Here is a 19363-nt window from a genome sequence, read left to right on the forward strand (position 1 = left end):
ACTTTTCTAATTTGATATGTCTTTTGACTATCGCCCGTAGGTCTATCGCCAAGCGGTAAGGCAGCGGCTTTTGATGCCGCCATTCCCTGGTTCGAATCCAGGTAGACCTGCCATTATTTTCCCTTTAAAGGGACGTTATTGAGGTTTTATCAATTCTCTCGATAACAACAATTAAGATGCGGTCGTGGCGGAATTGGTAGACGCACCAGATTTAGGTTCTGGCGCCGCGAGGTGTGAGAGTTCAAGTCTCTCCGACCGCACCATCTTAATTAAAAACATATTGTTGGCTACGTAGCTCAGCTGGTTAGAGCACATCACTCATAATGATGGGGTCACAGGTTCGAATCCCGTCGTAGCCACCATTTATTCCGATAAATAGTTTATACTTAAGACTATTGATCAGAAGCGTTAAAGCGCGGTCGTGGCGGAATTGGTAGACGCACCAGATTTAGGTTCTGGCGCCGCAAGGTGTGAGAGTTCAAGTCTCTCCGACCGCACCATAACTTTCCTTAAATGGAAAGCACTTAGCTGAAAGACTAAGACCTGTAGGGCTATCGCCAAGCGGTAAGGCAGCGGCTTTTGATGCCGCCATTCCCTGGTTCGAATCCAGGTAGCCCTGCCATTACAAAACGTTGTTAAGGTTATACCAATCACCTTAGTAACTAAAAAACACGATGCGGTCGTGGCGGAATTGGTAGACGCACCAGATTTAGGTTCTGGCGCCGCAAGGTGTGAGAGTTCAAGTCTCTCCGACCGCACCATACTTTCCTTAAGTGGAAAGCACTTAGTTGAAAGACTAAGACCTGTAGGGCTATCGCCAAGCGGTAAGGCAGCGGCTTTTGATGCCGCCATTCCCTGGTTCGAATCCAGGTAGCCCTGCCATTACAAAACGTTGTTAAGGTTATACCAATTACCTTGGTGACTAAAAAATACGATGCGGTCGTGGCGGAATTGGTAGACGCACCAGATTTAGGTTCTGGCGCCGCAAGGTGTGAGAGTTCAAGTCTCTCCGACCGCACCATGATTGAAAAACCCAGCATTAATTTGCTGGGTTTTTTCTTTTTTCCGCTTCTGGACTCGGTAGATCTCTGATTTATCGAATTAAAAAAGCGAGCTCATGGCTCGCTTTTTTTCTATCTATTGCTTTTCTACCTGACGCTTAACGGTATCCAGACTTACATACCCAATGCGTACTTCAATACTTGTGCTTTAATCGGCCCTGAGTTTTCCGCCAACTTTAATGCCGCATTACGAGCGAACTTCAGTGGCCCTAAATCATAACTAAAGCCTTTGTAGAACACATCCATGCCCGTTTGCATTAGCAAGTTATCTGGTCGACGCGCGCGCTCATACTTGGCGAGTAATGCATCATTAAGTTGCTCTTGCTGATCCGTCACTGAAAGCAGGACATCAACATCCTTGAAGCCAAGATTCACGCCTTGCCCAGCAAGTGGATTAATTGTATGAGCAGAATCGCCCACTAACACGCAATGCTTGTTTGAATAACTTTGAGCATGCCGGCGAGTCAATGGGAATGAGCCAAACTGTAAAACGTCGATATCACCCAATTCAGCAGGGAAATGACGTAGGATCTCTTCTTTTAACTGAGGTTTGGTCATCGCGCACAATTGCTTAATGCGTTTTGGCGAGTCATACCACACCAGCGAGCCCTGCCCTACTTCTTTTCCATCTTCAGTTAACGAGCATAGTGGCAAGAACGAGCGTGGACCTGACGGAGTAAATTGCTGCCAAGTGATGTCTTGCTGAGGAAGTTCGGTTTTCACGTTGATCAGCATGCAGTGTTGACGGTAATCCCATGCGGTTACGCCAATACCCGCCAATTGACGAACTTTTGAGTTCGCGCCATCGGCACCAATCACCCAACTCGCTTCAAACTGCTCGCCGCTTTCTAGCGTTACACAATTTACCTCGGCAAATTCGATGTCTTTCAATCGCTCTGGGCACATCACCGTTAAGTTGTCGTATTGTGCGAAAGTTTGCCAAAGGCCTAGTTGGATTAGACGGTTTTCAACAATGTATCCTAACTGCTCCAATGACAGTTCATCAGAGTGAAAACGAGTACGGCACTCTGGGTGTTCCCACGTTTCCAAGCGGCGATAAGGACACACTCGCATGCTCTCAATTGCTGACCATGCACCTAATGAATCAAGTAGCTTCACTGACTGATGAGAAATCGCAGAAACGCGAATATCCAACGCTTGAGAAGCCTCAAACGCCTTTGGCTCTGCGCCTTCTACCACTACAACGCTTCTGCCTTGCTTGGCAAAGCCAACAGCCACCGCTGCCCCGACCATGCCGCCACCGATTACGGCGATGTCATACTTGTTCATTTTTTGCTCTTCATCATATTGATTAATTGGCGTTTTTTAATTGTACGTTCCGTGGCTATTTTTACAAAATTGTTTAACAAAAAACCTTGCTGTATATAGGGCAAAAAACTAGATTTCATCAGGGTTTGCAGAGAATTTGTCAGATCACTAGTCAGGTGCTTTTTAAAGCAGTACAATACGCCGCTTACCGCCGAGATGGCGGCTATAATTTGAGCAATAGCTCTCCGATTTAAGAACAACTGAACGAGCGAAAGTGAGATGAGTAAGAAACTGCTAATTAAAACCTGGGGCTGCCAGATGAACGAATACGATTCATCAAAAATGGCCGACCTGCTTAATGCTGCAAACGGCTATGAGCTGACCGAAGAGCCAGAGGAAGCAGACGTACTTCTACTTAACACCTGTTCGATCCGTGAAAAAGCGCAAGAGAAAGTTTTCCACCAGCTTGGCCGTTGGAAGACACTAAAAGATAAAAAGCCTGGCGTAGTTATCGGCGTAGGTGGTTGTGTAGCAACTCAAGAAGGTGACCACATCCGTCAACGTGCTCCATACGTTGATGTAATTTTTGGTCCACAAACTCTTCACCGTCTTCCAGAGATGATCAAACAATCTCAATCGGATGAAGCACCAGTAATGGACATTTCATTCCCAGAAATCGAAAAGTTCGACCGTCTACCTGAGCCTCGTGCTGAAGGCGCAACGGCATTCGTTTCTATCATGGAAGGCTGTTCTAAGTACTGTACTTACTGTGTAGTACCGTACACTCGTGGTGAAGAAGTAAGCCGTCCAATGGATGACGTACTGTTCGAAATCGCACAGCTAGCAGATCAAGGCGTACGTGAAGTAAACCTACTAGGTCAAAACGTAAACGCGTACCGTGGTCCTATGCACGACGGTGAAATCTGTTCATTTGCAGAACTGCTTCGTTTGGTTGCGTCTATCGATGGTATTGATCGTATCCGCTTTACAACAAGCCACCCATTAGAGTTTACTGATGACATCATCGCAGTTTACGAAGACACACCTGAACTAGTGAGCTTCCTTCACCTACCAGTACAAAGTGGTAGTGACCGAGTGCTGACTATGATGAAACGTCCTCACACTGGGATTGAGTACAAGTCGATCATCCGTAAACTGCGTAAAGCACGTCCTGATATCCAAATCAGTTCTGACTTTATCGTTGGTTTCCCTGGTGAAACAGACAAAGATTTCCAAGACACAATGAAGCTAATCAAAGACGTAGACTTTGACATGAGCTTCAGCTTCATCTTCTCTCCACGTCCAGGTACGCCAGCGGCAGATTACCCTTGTGACCTATCAGAGCAAGTGAAGAAAGAGCGTCTATACGAGCTACAACAAACCGTAAACGCACAAGCAATGCGCTACTCTCGCCTAATGCTAGGCACTGAGCAACGTGTTCTGGTTGAAGGTCCTTCTAAGAAGAACCTAATGGAGCTTCGTGCTCGTACAGAAAACAACCGTGTAGTAAACTTTGAAGGTAGCGCAGACCTAATCGGTCAGTTCGTTGACGTGAAGATTACGGATGTATTTGCTAACTCACTACGTGGTGAGCTAGTACGTACAGAAAAAGACATGGACCTTCGTAGCGTGATTTCACCAACGCAAATGATGGCGAAAACGCGTCGCGAAGATGAGCTAGGTGTAGCTACTTTTACGCCATAAGCTCGTACAAATAGCCATTGAGAGCCTGGTCGTTATCAGGCTCTCGTTAAATGGCATAAAATGAGAGGCAACATTGAGCAATAAAATCGTAACGCTAGAAATCAATCTAGAACCTTCAGACAACCGCCGACTAGCAAGCCTGTGCGGTCCATTCGATGACAACATCAAGCATTTAGAACGTCGTCTAGGCGTTGAAATTAACCACCGTAGCGACCTTTTCACCATTGTCGGTAAACCTCATACCGCAGCAGCTGCGCTGGATATTCTGAAAACCCTTTATGTAGACACCGCTCCTGTCCGCGGCGAAACGCCTGATATCGAACCAGAGCAGATCCATCTGGCGATCAAAGAATCAGGTGTGCTGGAGCAAAATACCGAGTCAAACATCGAACACGGTAAAGAAGTCTTCGTAAAAACGAAGAAAGGCGTGATCAAGCCTCGTACACCAAATCAGGGTCAATACCTGATGAACATGGTGACGCACGATATCACTTTCGGTATCGGTCCTGCAGGTACAGGTAAAACTTACCTAGCGGTTGCAGCAGCCGTTGACGCACTAGAGCGCCAAGAGATCCGTCGTATTCTACTTACTCGTCCTGCGGTTGAAGCGGGTGAGAAACTGGGCTTCCTACCTGGTGATTTGAGCCAGAAAGTCGACCCTTACCTACGTCCTCTGTACGATGCCCTATTTGAAATGCTGGGCTTTGAGCGCGTAGAAAAGCTGATTGAACGTAACGTGATTGAGGTAGCACCTCTTGCTTACATGCGTGGTCGTACTCTAAACGACGCCTTCATCATTCTTGATGAGAGCCAAAACACCACCGTTGAGCAAATGAAGATGTTCCTAACGCGTATCGGCTTCAACTCTCGTGCAGTTATCACCGGTGACGTGACACAGATTGACTTGCCTCGTGGTGCAAAATCGGGTCTTCGTCATGCAATTGAAGTACTGAGCGAAGTTGACGACATCAGCTTTAACTTCTTCCAAGCTGACGACGTAGTGCGCCACCCAGTGGTTGCTCGCATCGTTAACGCTTATGAGAAGTGGGAAGCGCAAGACCAGAAAGAACGTAAAGAGTTTGAAAAACGCCGTCGTGAAGAACGTGATGCCAAACTGCTAGAAGCAGCAAAAGCAGAACTGAGCGCACAAGTCGCGGCGACTAAGGAATAACCATGGCAATTGAACTTGATTTGCAACTGGCAGTCGAAAATGAAGAAGGCTTACCTTCTGAGCAAGATTTCCAATTGTGGCTAGATAAGACTATTCCTCTTTTCCAACCACAAGCGGAACTGACGATTCGTATTGTCGACGAGCAAGAAAGTCACGAGCTAAACCACGAATACCGTGGTAAAGATAAGCCGACTAATGTGCTGTCTTTCCCATTCGAAGTACCACCAGGTATGGAGATGGATCTACTGGGCGATTTGATTATCTGTCGCCAAGTCGTTGAAAAAGAGGCAGTAGAGCAGAACAAGCCTCTACTAGCACATTGGGCGCATATGGTTGTACATGGCAGCTTGCATCTGCTAGGTTATGACCATATCGAGGATGATGAAGCTGAAGAGATGGAATCCCTCGAGACAGAAATCATGCAAGGTATGGGTTACGAAGACCCGTATATTGCTGAAAAAGAGTAACTTTGGTTGCTCGACAGGGAAAGGCGAACCACCCAGATAACCATCTCGTGCTCGTCTTTCTATGTGAGCTATCACACATCTGATAGCGTTACTTAATTGAGAAACAATGAACGAAGATAATTCTCCCTCTTCTAATGAAGGCAAGAAAGAAAAGGCAGAAGGTCCGAGTAGAAAGTCCTTCTTTGAACGTCTAGGTCAACTATTTCAAGGCGAACCAAAAGACCGCCAAGAGCTTGTAGATGTAATCCGCGACTCTGAAATTAATGACCTGATTGACCACGACACCCGCGACATGCTTGAAGGTGTTATGGAAATCTCCGAAATGCGCGTGCGTGACATCATGATCCCGCGCTCGCAAATGGTTACCGTTGAGCGCACAGACGATCTTGATACTTTGATCGCGCTAATTACTGATGCTCAACACTCTCGCTACCCTGTGATCAGCGAAGATAAAGACCATGTGGAAGGCATTCTACTAGCGAAGGACTTACTCAAATACTTGGGCTCAGGCAGTAACCCATTTGATATCGAAGAAGTAATTCGACAAGCAGTGGTTGTACCGGAAAGTAAACGTGTCGACCGTCTGTTAAAAGAGTTCCGTGAAGAACGTTATCACATGGCGATTGTTGTCGATGAATTCGGTGGCGTTTCTGGTCTTGTGACTATCGAAGATATCCTTGAAGAAATCGTAGGGGATATTGAAGATGAGTTCGATGACGATGAAGAAACCGATATCCGTAAGCTAAGCAAACACACGTTTGCTGTCAGAGCTCTGACAACCATTGAAGAGTTTAATGAGACATTCGGTACCAACTTCAGCGATGAAGAAGTGGATACCGTTGGCGGCATGGTAATGACTGCTTTTGGTCACCTACCATCGCGTGGCGAAGTCGTAGAAATTGATGCATACAGCTTCAAAGTAACGGCTGCCGACAACCGTCGTGTCATTCAACTACAAGTGACGATTCCAGACGAAGAAACGCTGGTTGAAGCCACTCAAGAGTAACGCGATACCCTAACAACGGGAATATCAGAAAAATATAATGATGAATGTACTCTTTCATCGCCTCAAGCGGCCCTTAGTGGCCGCTTTTGTTGGCGCCTCCACTACCCTAGCATTTGCCCCTTACCAGTTATGGCCAATCGCCATACTCAGCCCTGCTATCCTACTTATTCTTCTTGCAAACCAGTCACCTAAGCGCGCGCTGTGGATCGGTTATGCATGGGGTTTAGGACAATTCGCTACGGGTGTAAGTTGGGTTTACGTCAGCATTGCTGGCTTTGGCGGTATGCCGCTGATTGCAAACGTCTTCCTAATGGGCCTACTGATCGCTTACCTGTCGGTTTATACCGGCCTGTTCGCTTGGCTCAGCAATAAGTTCTTCCCTGAGTTCACGATAAGCAAAGCCCTTCTAGCAGCTCCCGCGTTATGGCTCGTTACTGATTGGCTGCGTGGCTGGGTGATGACAGGATTCCCTTGGCTATGGCTTGGCTACAGCCAAATCGACGCGCCTTTCGCAAGCTTCGCACCTATTGGTGGTGTAGAGCTTCTAACGTTATTTATAATGATCAGCGCCGGTGCGCTCGCTTACGCTTGGGTTCACAAACAGTGGTTGATGATCGTCATCCCTGTGGTGCTATTAAGTGCGGGCTTTGGTATTCGCCAATACGACTGGGTAACCCCTCGTGTTGAAGACACCACCAAAGTGGCTCTGATCCAAGGCAACGTTGACCAAAATCTAAAATGGTTACCGAGCCAACGTTGGCCAACCATCATGAAGTACGCAGACCTGACTCGTGAAAACTGGGATGCGGACATCATTGTATGGCCAGAGGCTGCCATTCCTGCGTTTGAAATCGAAGTACCATCTTTCCTAAGAAACATTGATGCTGCCGCGAAGATGAACAACAGCGCCATCATTACCGGTGTCGTGAACCAAGGTGAAGACGGCCAGTTCTACAACAGTATTCTATCGCTGGGTGTGAATCCATACGGCGACTACAGCTTTGATATGGATAAGCGCTACCACAAACACCACCTATTACCATTTGGTGAGTTTGTTCCGTTTGAAGATGTACTGCGTCCACTAGCACCATTCTTCAACTTACCGATGTCATCGTTCAGTCGTGGTGACTTTGTTCAGCCAAATATCGTGGCGAACGGTAAGCATATGGACCCAGCACTGTGCTACGAGATCATCTTCAGCGAACAAGTACGCCAAAACGTCACTGACGATACTGATTTCATCCTAACGCTGTCCAACGACGCGTGGTTTGGTCATTCGATTGGTCCATTGCAACACATGGAAATCGCGCGTATGCGTGCCCTTGAGCTTGGTAAGCCACTTATTCGCTCTACCAACAATGGCGTAACCGCAGTAACAGACCACAAAGGCAAGGTGATTGAACAGATCCCTCAGTTTGAAACTGCCGTACTTCGTGCAGAACTTGTTCCAACTGATGGACAAACACCATACCGTGTTGTCGGCACTTGGCCGCTGTACATTTGGTCGGCGCTGAGTTTGCTGCTTGCTTGGTGGTTACCAAGAAAGAAAAAGTCATAAACGCAAAAAAGAGGCTCTAGGGCCTCTTTTTTATTCTTTCGACTACAAATGTTATGGCTTGAGTGACTGACGGCTAAATCCTGTGTGGTTGCACTTGATACATGGAATGATCACAGTTGGGTGGTTATATGTCGTCTTGTGACCACACTCGTCACAGACTAAAGTACCAAGGCCAATCACCTCACCCGCTTCATAAAGCCCTTGATGTTCCAAATCATCAAATAGCTCGACCCATTCCACTTTGGTACGGTCGGTAATATCGAGCAGACCTTGCCAAATTGAATCAGCAATCGTGAGATAGAAAGGCCCACTCTTACCTTCTTCATAGTTGTCGGAGAACTCTTTTAAATCGGCTTTTACATAAGCGGATATCAGTGAGAGCTCGTCTTTGGTCATGTCGTTGGCAGCATCCACCACTTTGCCCGACGTTTCGAATACTTTGTTAACTTCATCCGGACTGTGCTTCAAGGTTTCAATCACATCCTCGAGCATTTCCTCATAACCTGCTTTACGTTTAGGCATAACTGACCTCCATCTTTCCACTACCAAGCGTCACTTCAAGGCGCATGGGTATAGATTGGCTATTGTTGTGATCCCTAGCTTTAGGTATTCTATGACGATCTATTTAAGTCTGTTCTAACCGAACTCACAAATTCCAAGATAACCGGATACCATCGATGCAAGAACAATACAATCCACAAGACCTTGAACAGAAAGTTCAAAAGCACTGGGATGACAACAAGACCTTTGTTGTAAGTGAAGACCCAAACAAAGAAAAATTCTACTGTCTATCCATGTTCCCATACCCAAGTGGCCGACTGCACATGGGTCACGTGCGCAACTACACCATCGGTGACGTAGTATCTCGTTTCCAACGCCTACAAGGCAAAAACGTAATGCAACCAATCGGTTGGGATGCGTTTGGTCTACCTGCAGAAAATGCAGCGGTTAAAAACAACACCGCGCCTGCACCTTGGACTTACGAAAACATCGAATACATGAAGAACCAACTTAAGCTTCTTGGCTTTGGTTACGATTGGAACCGTGAATTCGCAACATGTACACCTGAGTACTACCGTTGGGAACAAGAGTTCTTCACTAAGCTTTACGAGAAAGGTCTGGTTTACAAAAAGACTTCTTCTGTTAACTGGTGTCCAAACGACCAAACTGTTCTTGCAAACGAGCAGGTTGAAGACGGCTGCTGCTGGCGTTGTGACACTCCAGTAGAGCAAAAAGAAATTCCTCAGTGGTTCATCAAGATCACAGAATACGCTCAAGAGCTGCTAGACGATCTAGACAAACTTGAAGGTTGGCCAGAAATGGTTAAAACCATGCAGCGCAACTGGATCGGTCGTTCTGAAGGTGTTGAGCTTAAGTTTGAAGTTAAGGGTCAACAAGACCTAGAAGTTTACACAACACGACCAGACACACTAATGGGTGTGACTTACGTTGGTATCGCAGCAGGCCACCCTCTAGCGGCTATCGCAGCAGAGAACAACCCAGAACTGGCAGCGTTCATCGAAGAGTGTAAGAACACTAAAGTAGCAGAAGCTGAATTGGCGACAATGGAGAAGAAAGGTATGGCAACAGGCCTTACTGCTATTCACCCATTGAACGGCCGTGAAGTTCCTGTTTACGTAGCAAACTTCGTATTGATGGACTACGGTACAGGCGCTGTAATGGCAGTACCTGCGCACGACCAACGTGACTTCGAATTCGCAACTAAGTACGGTCTAGATATCGTGCCTGTTATCAAGCCAGTTGATGGCAGCGAGCTAGACGTTTCTGAAGCAGCATACACAGAGAAAGGTGTACTGTTCGATTCAGGTGAATTTGACGGCCTAGAATTCCAAGCAGCATTCGATGCAATCGCAGCGAAGCTAGAAGCAGAAGGCAAAGGCACTAAGACAGTTAACTTCCGTCTACGTGACTGGGGTGTATCTCGTCAACGTTACTGGGGTGCGCCAATCCCTATGGTAACGACTGAAGACGGTGAAGTTCACCCAGTACCAGCTGACCAACTACCAGTCATTCTTCCAGAAGACGTGGTAATGGACGGCGTAACAAGCCCAATCAAAGCAGACAAAGAGTGGGCGAAGACAACCTTCAACGGCGAACCTGCTCTACGTGAGACAGATACGTTCGATACGTTCATGGAATCGTCTTGGTACTACGCACGTTACTGTTCACCACAAGCTGACGACATCCTAGATCCAGAAAAAGCAAACTACTGGCTACCAGTAGATCAGTACATCGGTGGTATCGAGCACGCTTGTATGCACCTATTGTACTCTCGCTTCTTCCACAAACTGCTACGTGATGCGGGCTACGTAACGTCTGACGAACCGTTCAAGCAACTACTGTGTCAAGGCATGGTACTAGCAGACGCGTTCTACTTTGAGAACGAGAAAGGTGGTAAAGAGTGGGTTGCTCCAACTGACGTTAAAGTTGAGCGTGACGGTAAAGGTCGCATCACTTCTGCTACGGACAACGAAGGTCGCAACGTTGAACACTCAGGCATGATCAAGATGTCTAAGTCGAAGAATAACGGTATCGATCCACAAGAGATGGTAGACAAGTACGGTGCTGACACAGTACGTCTATTCATGATGTTTGCTTCACCAGCAGACATGACACTTGAGTGGCAAGAGTCTGGCGTAGAAGGTGCTAACCGCTTCCTGAAACGTGTTTGGAAGCTGGTTCGCACTCACGCTTCAAAAGGCGCTGCTGAGTCTGTTGATACAGCTGCACTTTCTGGTGACCAAAAAGCGCTACGTCGCGACGTTCATAAGACTATCGCAAAAGTGACTGACGATATCGCTCGTCGTCAAACATTCAACACTGCGATTGCCGCTATCATGGAACTGATGAACAAGCTTGCGAAAGCGCCTCAAGAGTCAGCACAAGATCGTGCGATCCTTGATGAAGCACTTAAAGCCGTAGTTGCAATGCTTTACCCAATCACTCCGCACATCTCATACGAGCTATGGACTGCGCTAGGTGAATCAGACATCGATAACGCAGTTTGGCCAACGTTTGACGAGAAAGCACTGGTTGAAGACGAGAAGACTATCGTTGTAATGATCAACGGTAAGCTACGTGCGAAACTAATTGTTGCTGCTGACGCTTCAGAAGAGCAAGTTCGTGAGCTTGGTCTAAACGATGAGAACGCGAAGAAGTTCCTAGATGGCCTAACTATCCGTAAAGTCATTTACGTACCAGGTAAACTATTGAACATCGTTGCAAACTAGCCGATCGCTATTAACGAAACGCAGCTTGCAAAAACTCAACGCCGAGCGAACTTATTCGTTCGGCATGAGTCTTTTTAACAGGGTGAGTCATCACCCTGTTTATTTACCTCAAACCATTCACGTCGAGTGGTTTAAGGTAAATAACCTCTTCAATTTAGGATGAATACAATCAATGCGCTTTTTCTCTTTGATTAAACTACCAGTGGTATTGGTATTAGCGGGGCTTCTTTCTGCCTGTGGTTTTCACCTTCGTGGTGAGTACTCCGTTCCGGAAGAACTGCACACAATGTCTTTCACGAGCTACGACGAATACAGCCCACTTACGCGCTACATCCGCGATCAACTTGAATTGAATAAAGTCGACTTGGTTCAACCATCTTCGAACACACCAAACCTGCATCTCATTGAAGCAACCATCGACGAGCGCACGCTATCTCTGTACCAAAACAGCCGTGCGGCAGAAAAAGAACTGACTTACGTAGTGAAATACCGCGTGACTATTCCAGGCTTCGGCGCAAAAGACTTTACGACAACGGTAAACCGTAACTACCTAGACAACCCGCTAACTGCACTAGCAAAATCGGTAGAACGTGACGTTATCGAAGACGAAATGCGTCAACAAGCGGCGAGCCAAATGATGCGCCAGCTTGGTCGTGTTCGAGCGGAATACGAACAAGGCCACATTACTCCAGAAGCGACAAACGCTAACTCTACGAACACAAACTCTTAATCAGAATGCGAATTTTTGCCGACAAGCTGGCTGACCATCTAGCGAAACACATTAAGCAGGTTTACCTGATCTTTGGTAATGAACCTCTGTTGATTCAAGAAAGCCGTCAAACGATCCAAAACATGGCTCGTCAACAAGGCTTTGAAGAAAGACATCGTTTTGCTGTCGATGTCAGCTTAGATTGGAATCAAGTGTACGACTGCTTCCAAGCGCTAAGCCTATTCTCTAGCCGTCAGCTCATTGAACTGGAGCTGCCAGAGGCAGGAGTTAACGCAGCGATCAGTAAAGAGCTGGTCAACCTATGCGAAATGCTGCACGACGACATCATGCTTGTGGTTGTGGGTAGCAAGCTGACCAAAGCGCAAGAGAATGCAAAGTGGTTTAAAGCTCTGAGCGGCAAAGGCGATTGGGTAAGCTGCTTAACGCCGGATTTACAGCGTCTACCAATGTTCGTGCAAGCACGATGCCGAGCTTTAGGGCTAAACGCTGATCAACAATCACTGCAAATGTTGGCACAGTGGCACGAAGGTAATTTGTTCGCGCTATCGCAAAGTTTAGAGAAACTTGCTCTACTCTATCCTGATGGTGAACTGACCGTTGTACGCTTAGAAGAGGCTCTGAGCCGCCATAACCACTTTACAACGTTCCACTGGATTGATGCTCTACTTGCTGGCAAAGGCAACCGTGCCCAACGCATTCTGCGCCAACTGGAAGCAGAAGGCGTAGAAACCGTTATTCTGATCCGTAGCATCCAAAAAGAGTTCAACCAACTACTGAATATGCACCACGACTTGACCCAAATGGGCATGAGTCAGGTGTTTGAAAAGCATCGAGTGTGGCAAAACAAACGTCCACTCTACAATGCTGCGCTGACTCGTCTGTCAGCCTCACGAATATGTGCACTTTTATCTCTTTTGGCGCACGCCGAGATAAAAGCCAAAACCCAATATGATGAATCTGTGTGGCCAACGATCCACCAGTTGAGCTTAGAAACCTGCTCTCCTGATATTAAGCTGGCAATTTAAAATTCAAAGCGTGATATAGTGCGCGACCAGTTTTGATAACCATTATTCAAAACGCCCACAGACAGAAAAGAAAATACCGAGGAAAACCGAGTGCTTCGCGAAGAACTTAAAGACTTTTTAGCCGATAAAGCCGACGACATGAAAGCGGAAGAGATTGTTATTCTAGATGTAGAAGGCAAATCAAGCGTGACAGATTACATGATCATTTGTACTGGTACGTCTAAGCGTCACGTTTCATCTATCGCTGATCACGTCGCATCTGAAGTGAAGAAAGCAGGTCTAGAGCCGCTAGGTATGGAAGGCGAAAATGAAGGCGAATGGGTTGTCCTAGATATGGGTGACGCAATGCTTCACGTGATGCAAGAAGAGCACCGCGAGCTATACCAACTAGAAAAACTCTGGGGTTAATCGTTTGAAAATTCAACTAATTGCCGTCGGCACAAAAATGCCAAAATGGGTCGAAGAAGGTTTTCAAGAATACCGTCGTCGTTTCCCACATGATATGCCACTTGAGTTGGTTGAAATCCCTGCGGGCAAACGCGGCAAAAACGCAGACATCGCGCGTATCTTGCAAAAAGAAGGCGAAGCGATGTTGGCAGCCGTGCCGAAAGGTGCGCGTATTGTCACCTTAGATATCCCGGGCAAAAAGTGGGACACCCCGCAACTGGCAGAGCAATTGGAAGCGTGGAAACTCGATGGACGTGACGTATCGATTCTGATCGGTGGCCCTGAAGGTTTAGCTCCAGCATGTAAAGCCGCTGCAGACCAAAGTTGGTCACTGTCAGCCCTGACGCTACCGCACCCACTTGTGCGTATCGTGATGGCGGAAAGTTTATACCGAGCGTGGAGCATTACTGCTAACCACCCTTACCACCGCGAATAATCGCTACTAAGCTGTAGAGACAAGCGTTAATGATTCGTAAACGCCGCAGTCAAATTCGAGATTACCAAGCAGAAGCGCGCCTATTTTCTAGTCGCGCTATTTTTGCTTTTCTGGGTATCGTCATTTTGATGGGCTTGCTGGTCGCCAACATGTACAACATTCAGGTGAACCAGTTCCAAGACTACCAAACCCGTTCTAACGACAACCGCATCAAAGTGGTGCCAATTGCACCTAACCGTGGTCTTATCTATGACCGCAACGGTATTTTGCTCGCTGAAAACCGCCCTGTCTTCAACCTGGAACTGACTCCAGAAAAAATCAAAGACATTGACGGTACGATCAAAGAGCTACAAACCATCCTTGAGATCACGCCAGAACAGGTCGAGCGTTTTCATCGTGAGCGCAAGCGTACTCGCCGCTTCAAATCGGTACCATTACTGACTCAATTAGATGAAAGCCAAGTGGCTATCTTCTCGGTAAATCAATACCGATTCCCAGGTGTGGAAATCAGCGCAACACTGAAACGCTATTATCCATTCAGTGAAGTTCTTACCCACGTTATCGGCTACGTATCGCGCATTAACGACCGCGATATGCAGCGTCTGATCCGTGAAGAGAAAGATGCCAACTACCAAGCGACTCGTGACATCGGTAAGTTAGGTATTGAAAAGTACTACGAGGATTTATTGCACGGGACTGCGGGCTATCAAGAAGTTGAAGTCAACAGTCGTGGCCGCGTGATCCGCACCTTAAAGTACGTACCACCGATCCCGGGTAAAGACATCGTATTGAACCTTGATATCAACCTACAGCTCTACGTACACCAACTACTTGATGGTCGACGTGGCAGCGCTGTCGTACTTGATCCAAGAGACAACGGCGTACTTGCGATGGTGTCGAGCCCAAGTTACGACCCGAACGCTTTCGTTCACGGTATTTCTGGCAAAGCATACCGCGCCCTACTGAACGATAAGAATCGTCCGTTGGTAAACCGAACGACGCTAGGTATCTATCCACCAGCCTCAACCATCAAGCCATTTATGGCAGTGGCAGCGCTGGAAGAAGGTGTTATCACACCAAAAACAACGCGTAATGACCCGGGTTACTGGCGCATTCCAAATTCAGACACTCGTCCATTCCGTGACTGGTTACGTTGGGGCCATGGACGCGTTGATATCATTAAATCGATTGAAGAGTCCGTAGATACCTTCTTCTACCAAGTGGCTTATGACATGGGCATCGACCGCATCTCGAATTGGATGATGATGTTTGGTTTTGGTGACTACACAGGCATCGATATTTACGAAGAAAGTAAGGCCAACATGCCGACTCGTGAGTGGAAGATGGCTCGTCATAAAACGCCTTGGTACAAGGGTGACACGATTCCGGTTGGTATTGGTCAAGGTTACTGGACAGCAACGCCAATGCAGATTGCCAAAGCAACCTCAGTACTGGTCAACGAAGGCGCTGTGACCGCTCCTCACTTATTGAAAGCCACCATAGATAACGGCGGTGATTTCGAAGAGCAAGAAAATTCAGAATACGTCACCTACCCACCGATTCAAAATGTCCCAGACAAGTACTGGAATATGGCGAAAGAAGGCATGCGTTTAGTAAACCATGGCACGAAAGGCACCGCTCGCCGCTCTTTCTACAACATGGATTATCAAACCGCAGGTAAGTCTGGTACGGCTCAGGTATTTGGCCTTGGCGAAGACGAAGAGTACAACGCAGATGAAGTCGCAGAACACTTACGCGACCACGCCTTGTTCACTGGCTTTGCCCCATTTGAAGACCCCGAAGTTGTGGTATCAGTTGTACTAGAAAACGCCGGTGGTGGCTCTAGTAATGGTGCGCCAGTCGCGAGAAAGATCTTCGACCGAGTGATTATCGGCCCTGAAAAAATAGAACCTGATGAAGAGCAAAACAACGCGAAAGAAGAGGTAACGCAGTAATGAAAATGGATCCCTCTACAGGTAAAAACCGCGCCCTGTTTGAACGCTTCCATATCGACTTGCCGTTATTGCTCGGCATCTTTGCATTGATGGGCTTTGGCCTAGTTATTATGTACAGCGCAAGTGGCCAAAGCTTGGCGATGATGGATCGCCAAGCTATGCGTATGGTGCTGTCTTTGGTTGTGATGATCGTTCTGGCGCAAATCTCGCCCAGAACCTATGAAAGCCTTGCCCCATTGATGTTCGTTGGTGGTGTGGTTCTGCTGTTTGGTGTGCTGTTTTTTGGGGAAGCCTCCAAAGGTGCTCAGCGCTGGCTGAACCTTGGCTTCGTTCGATTCCAACCTTCCGAACTTCTCAAACTCGCGGTGCCATTAATGGTCGCGCGTTACATCGGCCGCCAACCACTTCCGCCGACATTCAAAACACTCATCGTCGCGCTAATTATGGTCTGCTTACCGACCATTCTTATCGCAAAACAGCCTGATTTAGGTACGTCGATTCTGATTGCTGCTTCCGGTATTTTCGTTATTTTCTTGGCAGGTATCAGCTGGAAGATCATTGCGGGCGCTGCAATCGCACTCGGTGGTTTCATTCCTATTCTGTGGTTCTTCTTGATGCGCGAATACCAAAAAGTTCGCGTACGTACTCTGTTTAACCCAGAATCAGATCCGCTTGGTGCGGGCTACCACATTATCCAAAGTAAAATCGCGATTGGCTCTGGTGGTATTTCCGGCAAAGGTTGGTTGCAAGGTACTCAATCACAACTGGAATTCCTTCCAGAGCGACACACTGACTTTATCTTTGCAGTAATTGCAGAAGAATGGGGTATGATTGGATTTCTTTGCCTACTAACCATCTATCTATTTATTATTGGCCGAGGTCTCTACCTCGCGAGCCAAGCGCAAACTGCGTTTGGTCGAATGATGGCAGGCAGTATTGTACTCAGCTTCTTTGTGTATATTTTTGTAAATATCGGCATGGTGAGTGGCATCCTACCTGTAGTAGGCGTACCTTTACCGTTGATCAGCTATGGTGGTACCTCAATGGTGACGCTGATGGCTGGTTTTGGCATTCTAATGTCGATCCATACGCATCGAAAAGCATTCTCTAAGGCAACCTAGACCATGCAAAAACGCGCTTTATATTCCTTAGTCTTCTCTGCTGTGATTTTGGCCGGCTGTTCTTCTACCGACCAAAAAAAGCAAGACGGCCGTTATGAACTTGAATCCGACGTGGCTCCTGACAAACCACTTTCGGTCGAGCACATTGAGGATGCGCATCCTAAATATGAGCCGTACAGCTTAGGCGGTAACAGCGATTACAACCTACGCGGTTCGGATTACAAAATCGTTCGTGATGCGAAAGGCTTTACAGAAAAAGGCCGTGCCTCTTGGTACGGCAAGAAATTCCAAGGCCACTTAACATCGAACGGTGAAATCTACGACATGTATTCGATGACAGCGGCACACAAAACGCTGCCACTGCCAAGCTACGTGAAAGTAACTAATACCGACAATGGCAAATCAACCGTTGTACGTGTTAATGACCGTGGCCCTTTCCACGAAGGTCGCATCATTGATTTGAGCTACGCCGCGGCACATAAGCTAGATGTCGTAAAAACCGGTACTGCGAACGTAGAGATTGAAGTCATCACGGTAGACAAACCAACCGATGAAAAGTCACTCGCTGCGCACCCGAGATATGTCATCCAAGTTGCTTCTTCAAAATATGAAGATCGAGCGCGAACTTTAGGCCAAGAGCTTGGTCAAAAGCTGGATACGGAAACTTTCTTGGAATCAACGAAAGATACGTATCGCTTGTTGTTGGGTCCATATACTGACTATTCCCTGACGCAAGCCACTCTGGATAAAGTAAAGTTGCTCGGCTATTCGTCCGCATTTATTAAAAAACACAAAACTGGCAAATGACCTTGGTGTCATGATTTTCTATGCAGAGCCCCTCTTACATAAGTGGGGATTCTGGTAAGATGTCGACAGTTAACCAAAAAATTTGAATTACCATGAATAAAAATAAGTTTGTGAAATCTATTCTCGTTTCTTCGGTTGCCCTATCTGCAACCATCGCTCAATCTGCTTTTGCTTCACCAGTTGTTGTCCCAGATGCGCCTCAAATCGCAGCTAAAGGCTATGTCCTTATGGATTACAACTCAGGTAAAGTTCTGGCTGAGAAAGAGATGAACACAAAATTGTCTCCTGCTAGTCTGACAAAAATGATGACCAGCTACGTAATTGGCCAAGAGCTAGCGCGTGGTAATATTTCAGAAGACGATGATGTGACCATCAGCAAGAATGCTTGGGCGAAAAACTTCCCTGATTCTTCAAAAATGTTCATCGAAGTAGGCACAACGGTTAAGGTTCACGACCTAAACCGCGGCATCATCATCCAATCGGGTAACGATGCTTGTGTAGCAATGGCAGAACACATTGCTGGCTCAGAAGACGCATTCGTTGATCTAATGAACGCATGGGCAAACACACTAGGCATGAAGAACACGCACTTCGCAAACGTTCACGGTCTAGACAACCCGAACCTATATTCAACGCCTTACGATATGGCGCTACTTGGTAAAGCACTGATCCGTGACGTACCAGACGAGTACCGTATCTACTCAGATAAGAAGTTCACTTACAACGGCATCACTCAGTACAACCGTAACGGTCTACTGTGGGATAAGAGCATGAACGTTGACGGCATCAAAACAGGTCACACGAGCAATGCAGGTTACAGCCTAGTAAGTTCAGCAACAGAAGGTCAGATGCGTCTGGTTGCTGTTGTAATGGGTACAAAAGATGCAAACGCACGTAAATCAGAAAGCAAAAAGCTACTGAGCTACGGTTTCCGCTTCTTCGAAACAGTAGCACCACACAAAGCGGGTGAAACCTTCGTAGAAGAAAAAGTATGGATGGGTAACAAAGACACAGTAGCACTGGGTCTTGACCAAGATACTTACGTGACGCTGCCTCGCGGTGAAGCGAAGAACCTAAAAGCAAGCTTCGTACTTGAAAAAGAGCTAGAAGCCCCAATTAAGAAAGGTGATGTAGTTGGTAAGCTATACTATCAGATTGATGGTGAAGATATTGCTGAGTACCCACTAATGGCACTGGAAACAGTAGACCAAGGCAGCCTATTTAGCCGCATGTGGGACTACATCGTATTGTTGTTTAAGAGCTTCTTCTAACAGTCGCTTCTGACCAACAAACAAGTCTGCAAAGCCGCCAACTAGGGCGGCTTTGTTAATCTTGAGTTCACCCTAATTTGACTG

At 47.0% G+C, this 19363-nt stretch carries 16 protein-coding genes and 8 tRNA genes; 22 read left to right on the forward strand and 2 right to left on the reverse strand.

Annotated features, from left to right (window positions below; genetic code table 11):
- Window positions 1-38: 38 nt before the first annotated feature.
- The 8 genes from KIT90_RS07610 (at window position 39) to KIT90_RS07645 (ending at window position 1021) form a co-directional block, all read left to right on the forward strand.
- Window positions 39-113, forward strand: a tRNA-Gln gene (locus tag KIT90_RS07610).
- A 65-nt stretch (window positions 114-178) separates the two neighbouring features.
- Window positions 179-263: transfer RNA gene (locus KIT90_RS07615), tRNA-Leu, on the forward strand.
- A 22-nt stretch (window positions 264-285) separates the two neighbouring features.
- Window positions 286-362: transfer RNA gene (locus KIT90_RS07620), tRNA-Met, on the forward strand.
- A 53-nt stretch (window positions 363-415) separates the two neighbouring features.
- A tRNA-Leu gene (locus KIT90_RS07625) sits at window positions 416-500 on the forward strand.
- Window positions 501-547: 47 nt separating this feature from the next.
- Window positions 548-622: transfer RNA gene (locus tag KIT90_RS07630), tRNA-Gln, on the forward strand.
- A gap of 54 nt (window positions 623-676) precedes the next feature.
- A tRNA-Leu gene (locus KIT90_RS07635) sits at window positions 677-761 on the forward strand.
- Window positions 762-807: 46 nt separating this feature from the next.
- A tRNA-Gln gene (locus tag KIT90_RS07640) sits at window positions 808-882 on the forward strand.
- Between the two features lie 54 nt (window positions 883-936).
- Window positions 937-1021, forward strand: a tRNA-Leu gene (locus KIT90_RS07645).
- 154 nt (window positions 1022-1175) lie between these two features.
- On the opposite strand, the gene KIT90_RS07650 is transcribed toward KIT90_RS07645, so the two are convergent.
- Complete coding sequence (locus KIT90_RS07650; RefSeq protein ID WP_285376074.1) at window positions 1176-2351, reverse strand: 2-octaprenyl-3-methyl-6-methoxy-1,4-benzoquinol hydroxylase; 1176 nt, start codon at window positions 2349-2351, stop codon at window positions 1176-1178.
- A gap of 258 nt (window positions 2352-2609) precedes the next feature.
- Between KIT90_RS07650 and miaB the strand changes: the two genes are divergently transcribed.
- The 5 genes from miaB to lnt all read left to right on the forward strand — a co-directional run bounded on the left by miaB (window position 2610) and on the right by lnt (window position 8236).
- Window positions 2610-4034 (forward strand): tRNA (N6-isopentenyl adenosine(37)-C2)-methylthiotransferase MiaB, encoded by a 1425-nt coding sequence (gene miaB / locus KIT90_RS07655; protein WP_005438595.1) that lies wholly within the window; start codon window positions 2610-2612, stop codon window positions 4032-4034.
- A 73-nt stretch (window positions 4035-4107) separates the two neighbouring features.
- On the forward strand, window positions 4108-5205 hold the full coding sequence (locus KIT90_RS07660) for a PhoH family protein (protein ID WP_005438593.1): 1098 nt from the start codon (window positions 4108-4110) through the stop codon (window positions 5203-5205).
- A gap of 2 nt (window positions 5206-5207) precedes the next feature.
- The gene (gene ybeY, locus KIT90_RS07665) at window positions 5208-5672 is read left to right on the forward strand and encodes an rRNA maturation RNase YbeY (protein ID WP_005425552.1); all 465 of its coding nucleotides are present in this window, start codon (window positions 5208-5210) and stop codon (window positions 5670-5672) included.
- A 106-nt stretch (window positions 5673-5778) separates the two neighbouring features.
- Window positions 5779-6678, forward strand: coding sequence for a CNNM family magnesium/cobalt transport protein CorC (corC, locus tag KIT90_RS07670; protein ID WP_005438590.1), 900 nt, complete (start codon window positions 5779-5781; stop codon window positions 6676-6678).
- Window positions 6679-6715: 37 nt separating this feature from the next.
- The gene (lnt, locus tag KIT90_RS07675) at window positions 6716-8236 is read left to right on the forward strand and encodes an apolipoprotein N-acyltransferase (RefSeq protein WP_027726720.1); all 1521 of its coding nucleotides are present in this window, start codon (window positions 6716-6718) and stop codon (window positions 8234-8236) included.
- A gap of 51 nt (window positions 8237-8287) precedes the next feature.
- Here the strand turns inward: lnt and KIT90_RS07680 are convergent, their stop codons facing one another.
- Complete coding sequence (locus KIT90_RS07680; RefSeq protein ID WP_005438586.1) at window positions 8288-8758, reverse strand: zinc ribbon-containing protein; 471 nt, start codon at window positions 8756-8758, stop codon at window positions 8288-8290.
- A 155-nt stretch (window positions 8759-8913) separates the two neighbouring features.
- Between KIT90_RS07680 and leuS the strand changes: the two genes are divergently transcribed.
- The 9 genes from leuS to KIT90_RS07725 all read left to right on the forward strand — a co-directional run bounded on the left by leuS (window position 8914) and on the right by KIT90_RS07725 (window position 19279).
- Window positions 8914-11487: a leucine--tRNA ligase gene (leuS, locus tag KIT90_RS07685; RefSeq protein WP_122068047.1), complete on the forward strand. Its 2574-nt coding sequence runs from the start codon at window positions 8914-8916 to the stop codon at window positions 11485-11487.
- Between the two features lie 172 nt (window positions 11488-11659).
- On the forward strand, window positions 11660-12217 hold the full coding sequence (lptE, locus tag KIT90_RS07690) for an LPS assembly lipoprotein LptE (RefSeq protein ID WP_054824351.1): 558 nt from the start codon (window positions 11660-11662) through the stop codon (window positions 12215-12217).
- 5 nt (window positions 12218-12222) lie between these two features.
- Window positions 12223-13242: a DNA polymerase III subunit delta gene (holA, locus tag KIT90_RS07695; RefSeq protein ID WP_285376080.1), complete on the forward strand. Its 1020-nt coding sequence runs from the start codon at window positions 12223-12225 to the stop codon at window positions 13240-13242.
- A gap of 90 nt (window positions 13243-13332) precedes the next feature.
- Window positions 13333-13650, forward strand: coding sequence for a ribosome silencing factor (rsfS, locus tag KIT90_RS07700; RefSeq protein ID WP_005425840.1), 318 nt, complete (start codon window positions 13333-13335; stop codon window positions 13648-13650).
- Window positions 13651-13654: 4 nt separating this feature from the next.
- Entirely contained in the window at window positions 13655-14125 is a 471-nt protein-coding gene (gene rlmH, locus KIT90_RS07705) for a 23S rRNA (pseudouridine(1915)-N(3))-methyltransferase RlmH (protein WP_005447517.1), read from the forward strand.
- Between the two features lie 29 nt (window positions 14126-14154).
- Entirely contained in the window at window positions 14155-16080 is a 1926-nt protein-coding gene (mrdA, locus tag KIT90_RS07710) for a penicillin-binding protein 2 (protein ID WP_020196476.1), read from the forward strand.
- Window positions 16080-17201 carry a rod shape-determining protein RodA gene (gene rodA / locus KIT90_RS07715; protein WP_020196475.1) on the forward strand — a complete coding sequence of 374 codons (1122 nt, stop codon included), beginning with the start codon at window positions 16080-16082 and terminating at the stop codon, window positions 17199-17201. Before mrdA ends, rodA begins: the two co-directional genes overlap by 1 nt.
- 3 nt (window positions 17202-17204) lie before the next feature.
- Window positions 17205-18008, forward strand: a complete 804-nt coding sequence (locus KIT90_RS07720; protein ID WP_009705646.1) for a septal ring lytic transglycosylase RlpA family protein — start codon at window positions 17205-17207, stop codon at window positions 18006-18008.
- A 92-nt stretch (window positions 18009-18100) separates the two neighbouring features.
- Window positions 18101-19279: a serine hydrolase gene (locus KIT90_RS07725; protein ID WP_005438576.1), complete on the forward strand. Its 1179-nt coding sequence runs from the start codon at window positions 18101-18103 to the stop codon at window positions 19277-19279.
- Window positions 19280-19363: the final 84 nt, after the last annotated feature.

The organism is Vibrio sp. B172a, from assembly GCF_030248355.1.
GTDB lineage: Bacteria > Pseudomonadota > Gammaproteobacteria > Enterobacterales > Vibrionaceae > Vibrio > Vibrio owensii.

Excerpts from the sequence above, each read along its gene's own strand:
- KIT90_RS07650 (WP_285376074.1), bottom strand. The coding sequence starts at position 2,351 with ATGAACAAGTATGACATCGCCGTAATCGGTGGCGGCATGGTCGGGGCA.
- miaB (WP_005438595.1), top strand. The coding sequence starts at position 2,610 with ATGAGTAAGAAACTGCTAATTAAAACCTGGGGCTGCCAGATGAACGAA.
- ybeY (WP_005425552.1), top strand. The coding sequence starts at position 5,208 with ATGGCAATTGAACTTGATTTGCAACTGGCAGTCGAAAATGAAGAAGGC.
- corC (WP_005438590.1), top strand. The coding sequence starts at position 5,779 with ATGAACGAAGATAATTCTCCCTCTTCTAATGAAGGCAAGAAAGAAAAG.
- lnt (WP_027726720.1), top strand. The coding sequence starts at position 6,716 with ATGATGAATGTACTCTTTCATCGCCTCAAGCGGCCCTTAGTGGCCGCT.
- KIT90_RS07680 (WP_005438586.1), bottom strand. The coding sequence starts at position 8,758 with ATGCCTAAACGTAAAGCAGGTTATGAGGAAATGCTCGAGGATGTGATT.
- leuS (WP_122068047.1), top strand. The coding sequence starts at position 8,914 with ATGCAAGAACAATACAATCCACAAGACCTTGAACAGAAAGTTCAAAAG.
- lptE (WP_054824351.1), top strand. The coding sequence starts at position 11,660 with ATGCGCTTTTTCTCTTTGATTAAACTACCAGTGGTATTGGTATTAGCG.
- holA (WP_285376080.1), top strand. The coding sequence starts at position 12,223 with ATGCGAATTTTTGCCGACAAGCTGGCTGACCATCTAGCGAAACACATT.
- mrdA (WP_020196476.1), top strand. The coding sequence starts at position 14,155 with ATGATTCGTAAACGCCGCAGTCAAATTCGAGATTACCAAGCAGAAGCG.
- rodA (WP_020196475.1), top strand. The coding sequence starts at position 16,080 with ATGAAAATGGATCCCTCTACAGGTAAAAACCGCGCCCTGTTTGAACGC.
- KIT90_RS07720 (WP_009705646.1), top strand. The coding sequence starts at position 17,205 with ATGCAAAAACGCGCTTTATATTCCTTAGTCTTCTCTGCTGTGATTTTG.
- KIT90_RS07725 (WP_005438576.1), top strand. The coding sequence starts at position 18,101 with ATGAATAAAAATAAGTTTGTGAAATCTATTCTCGTTTCTTCGGTTGCC.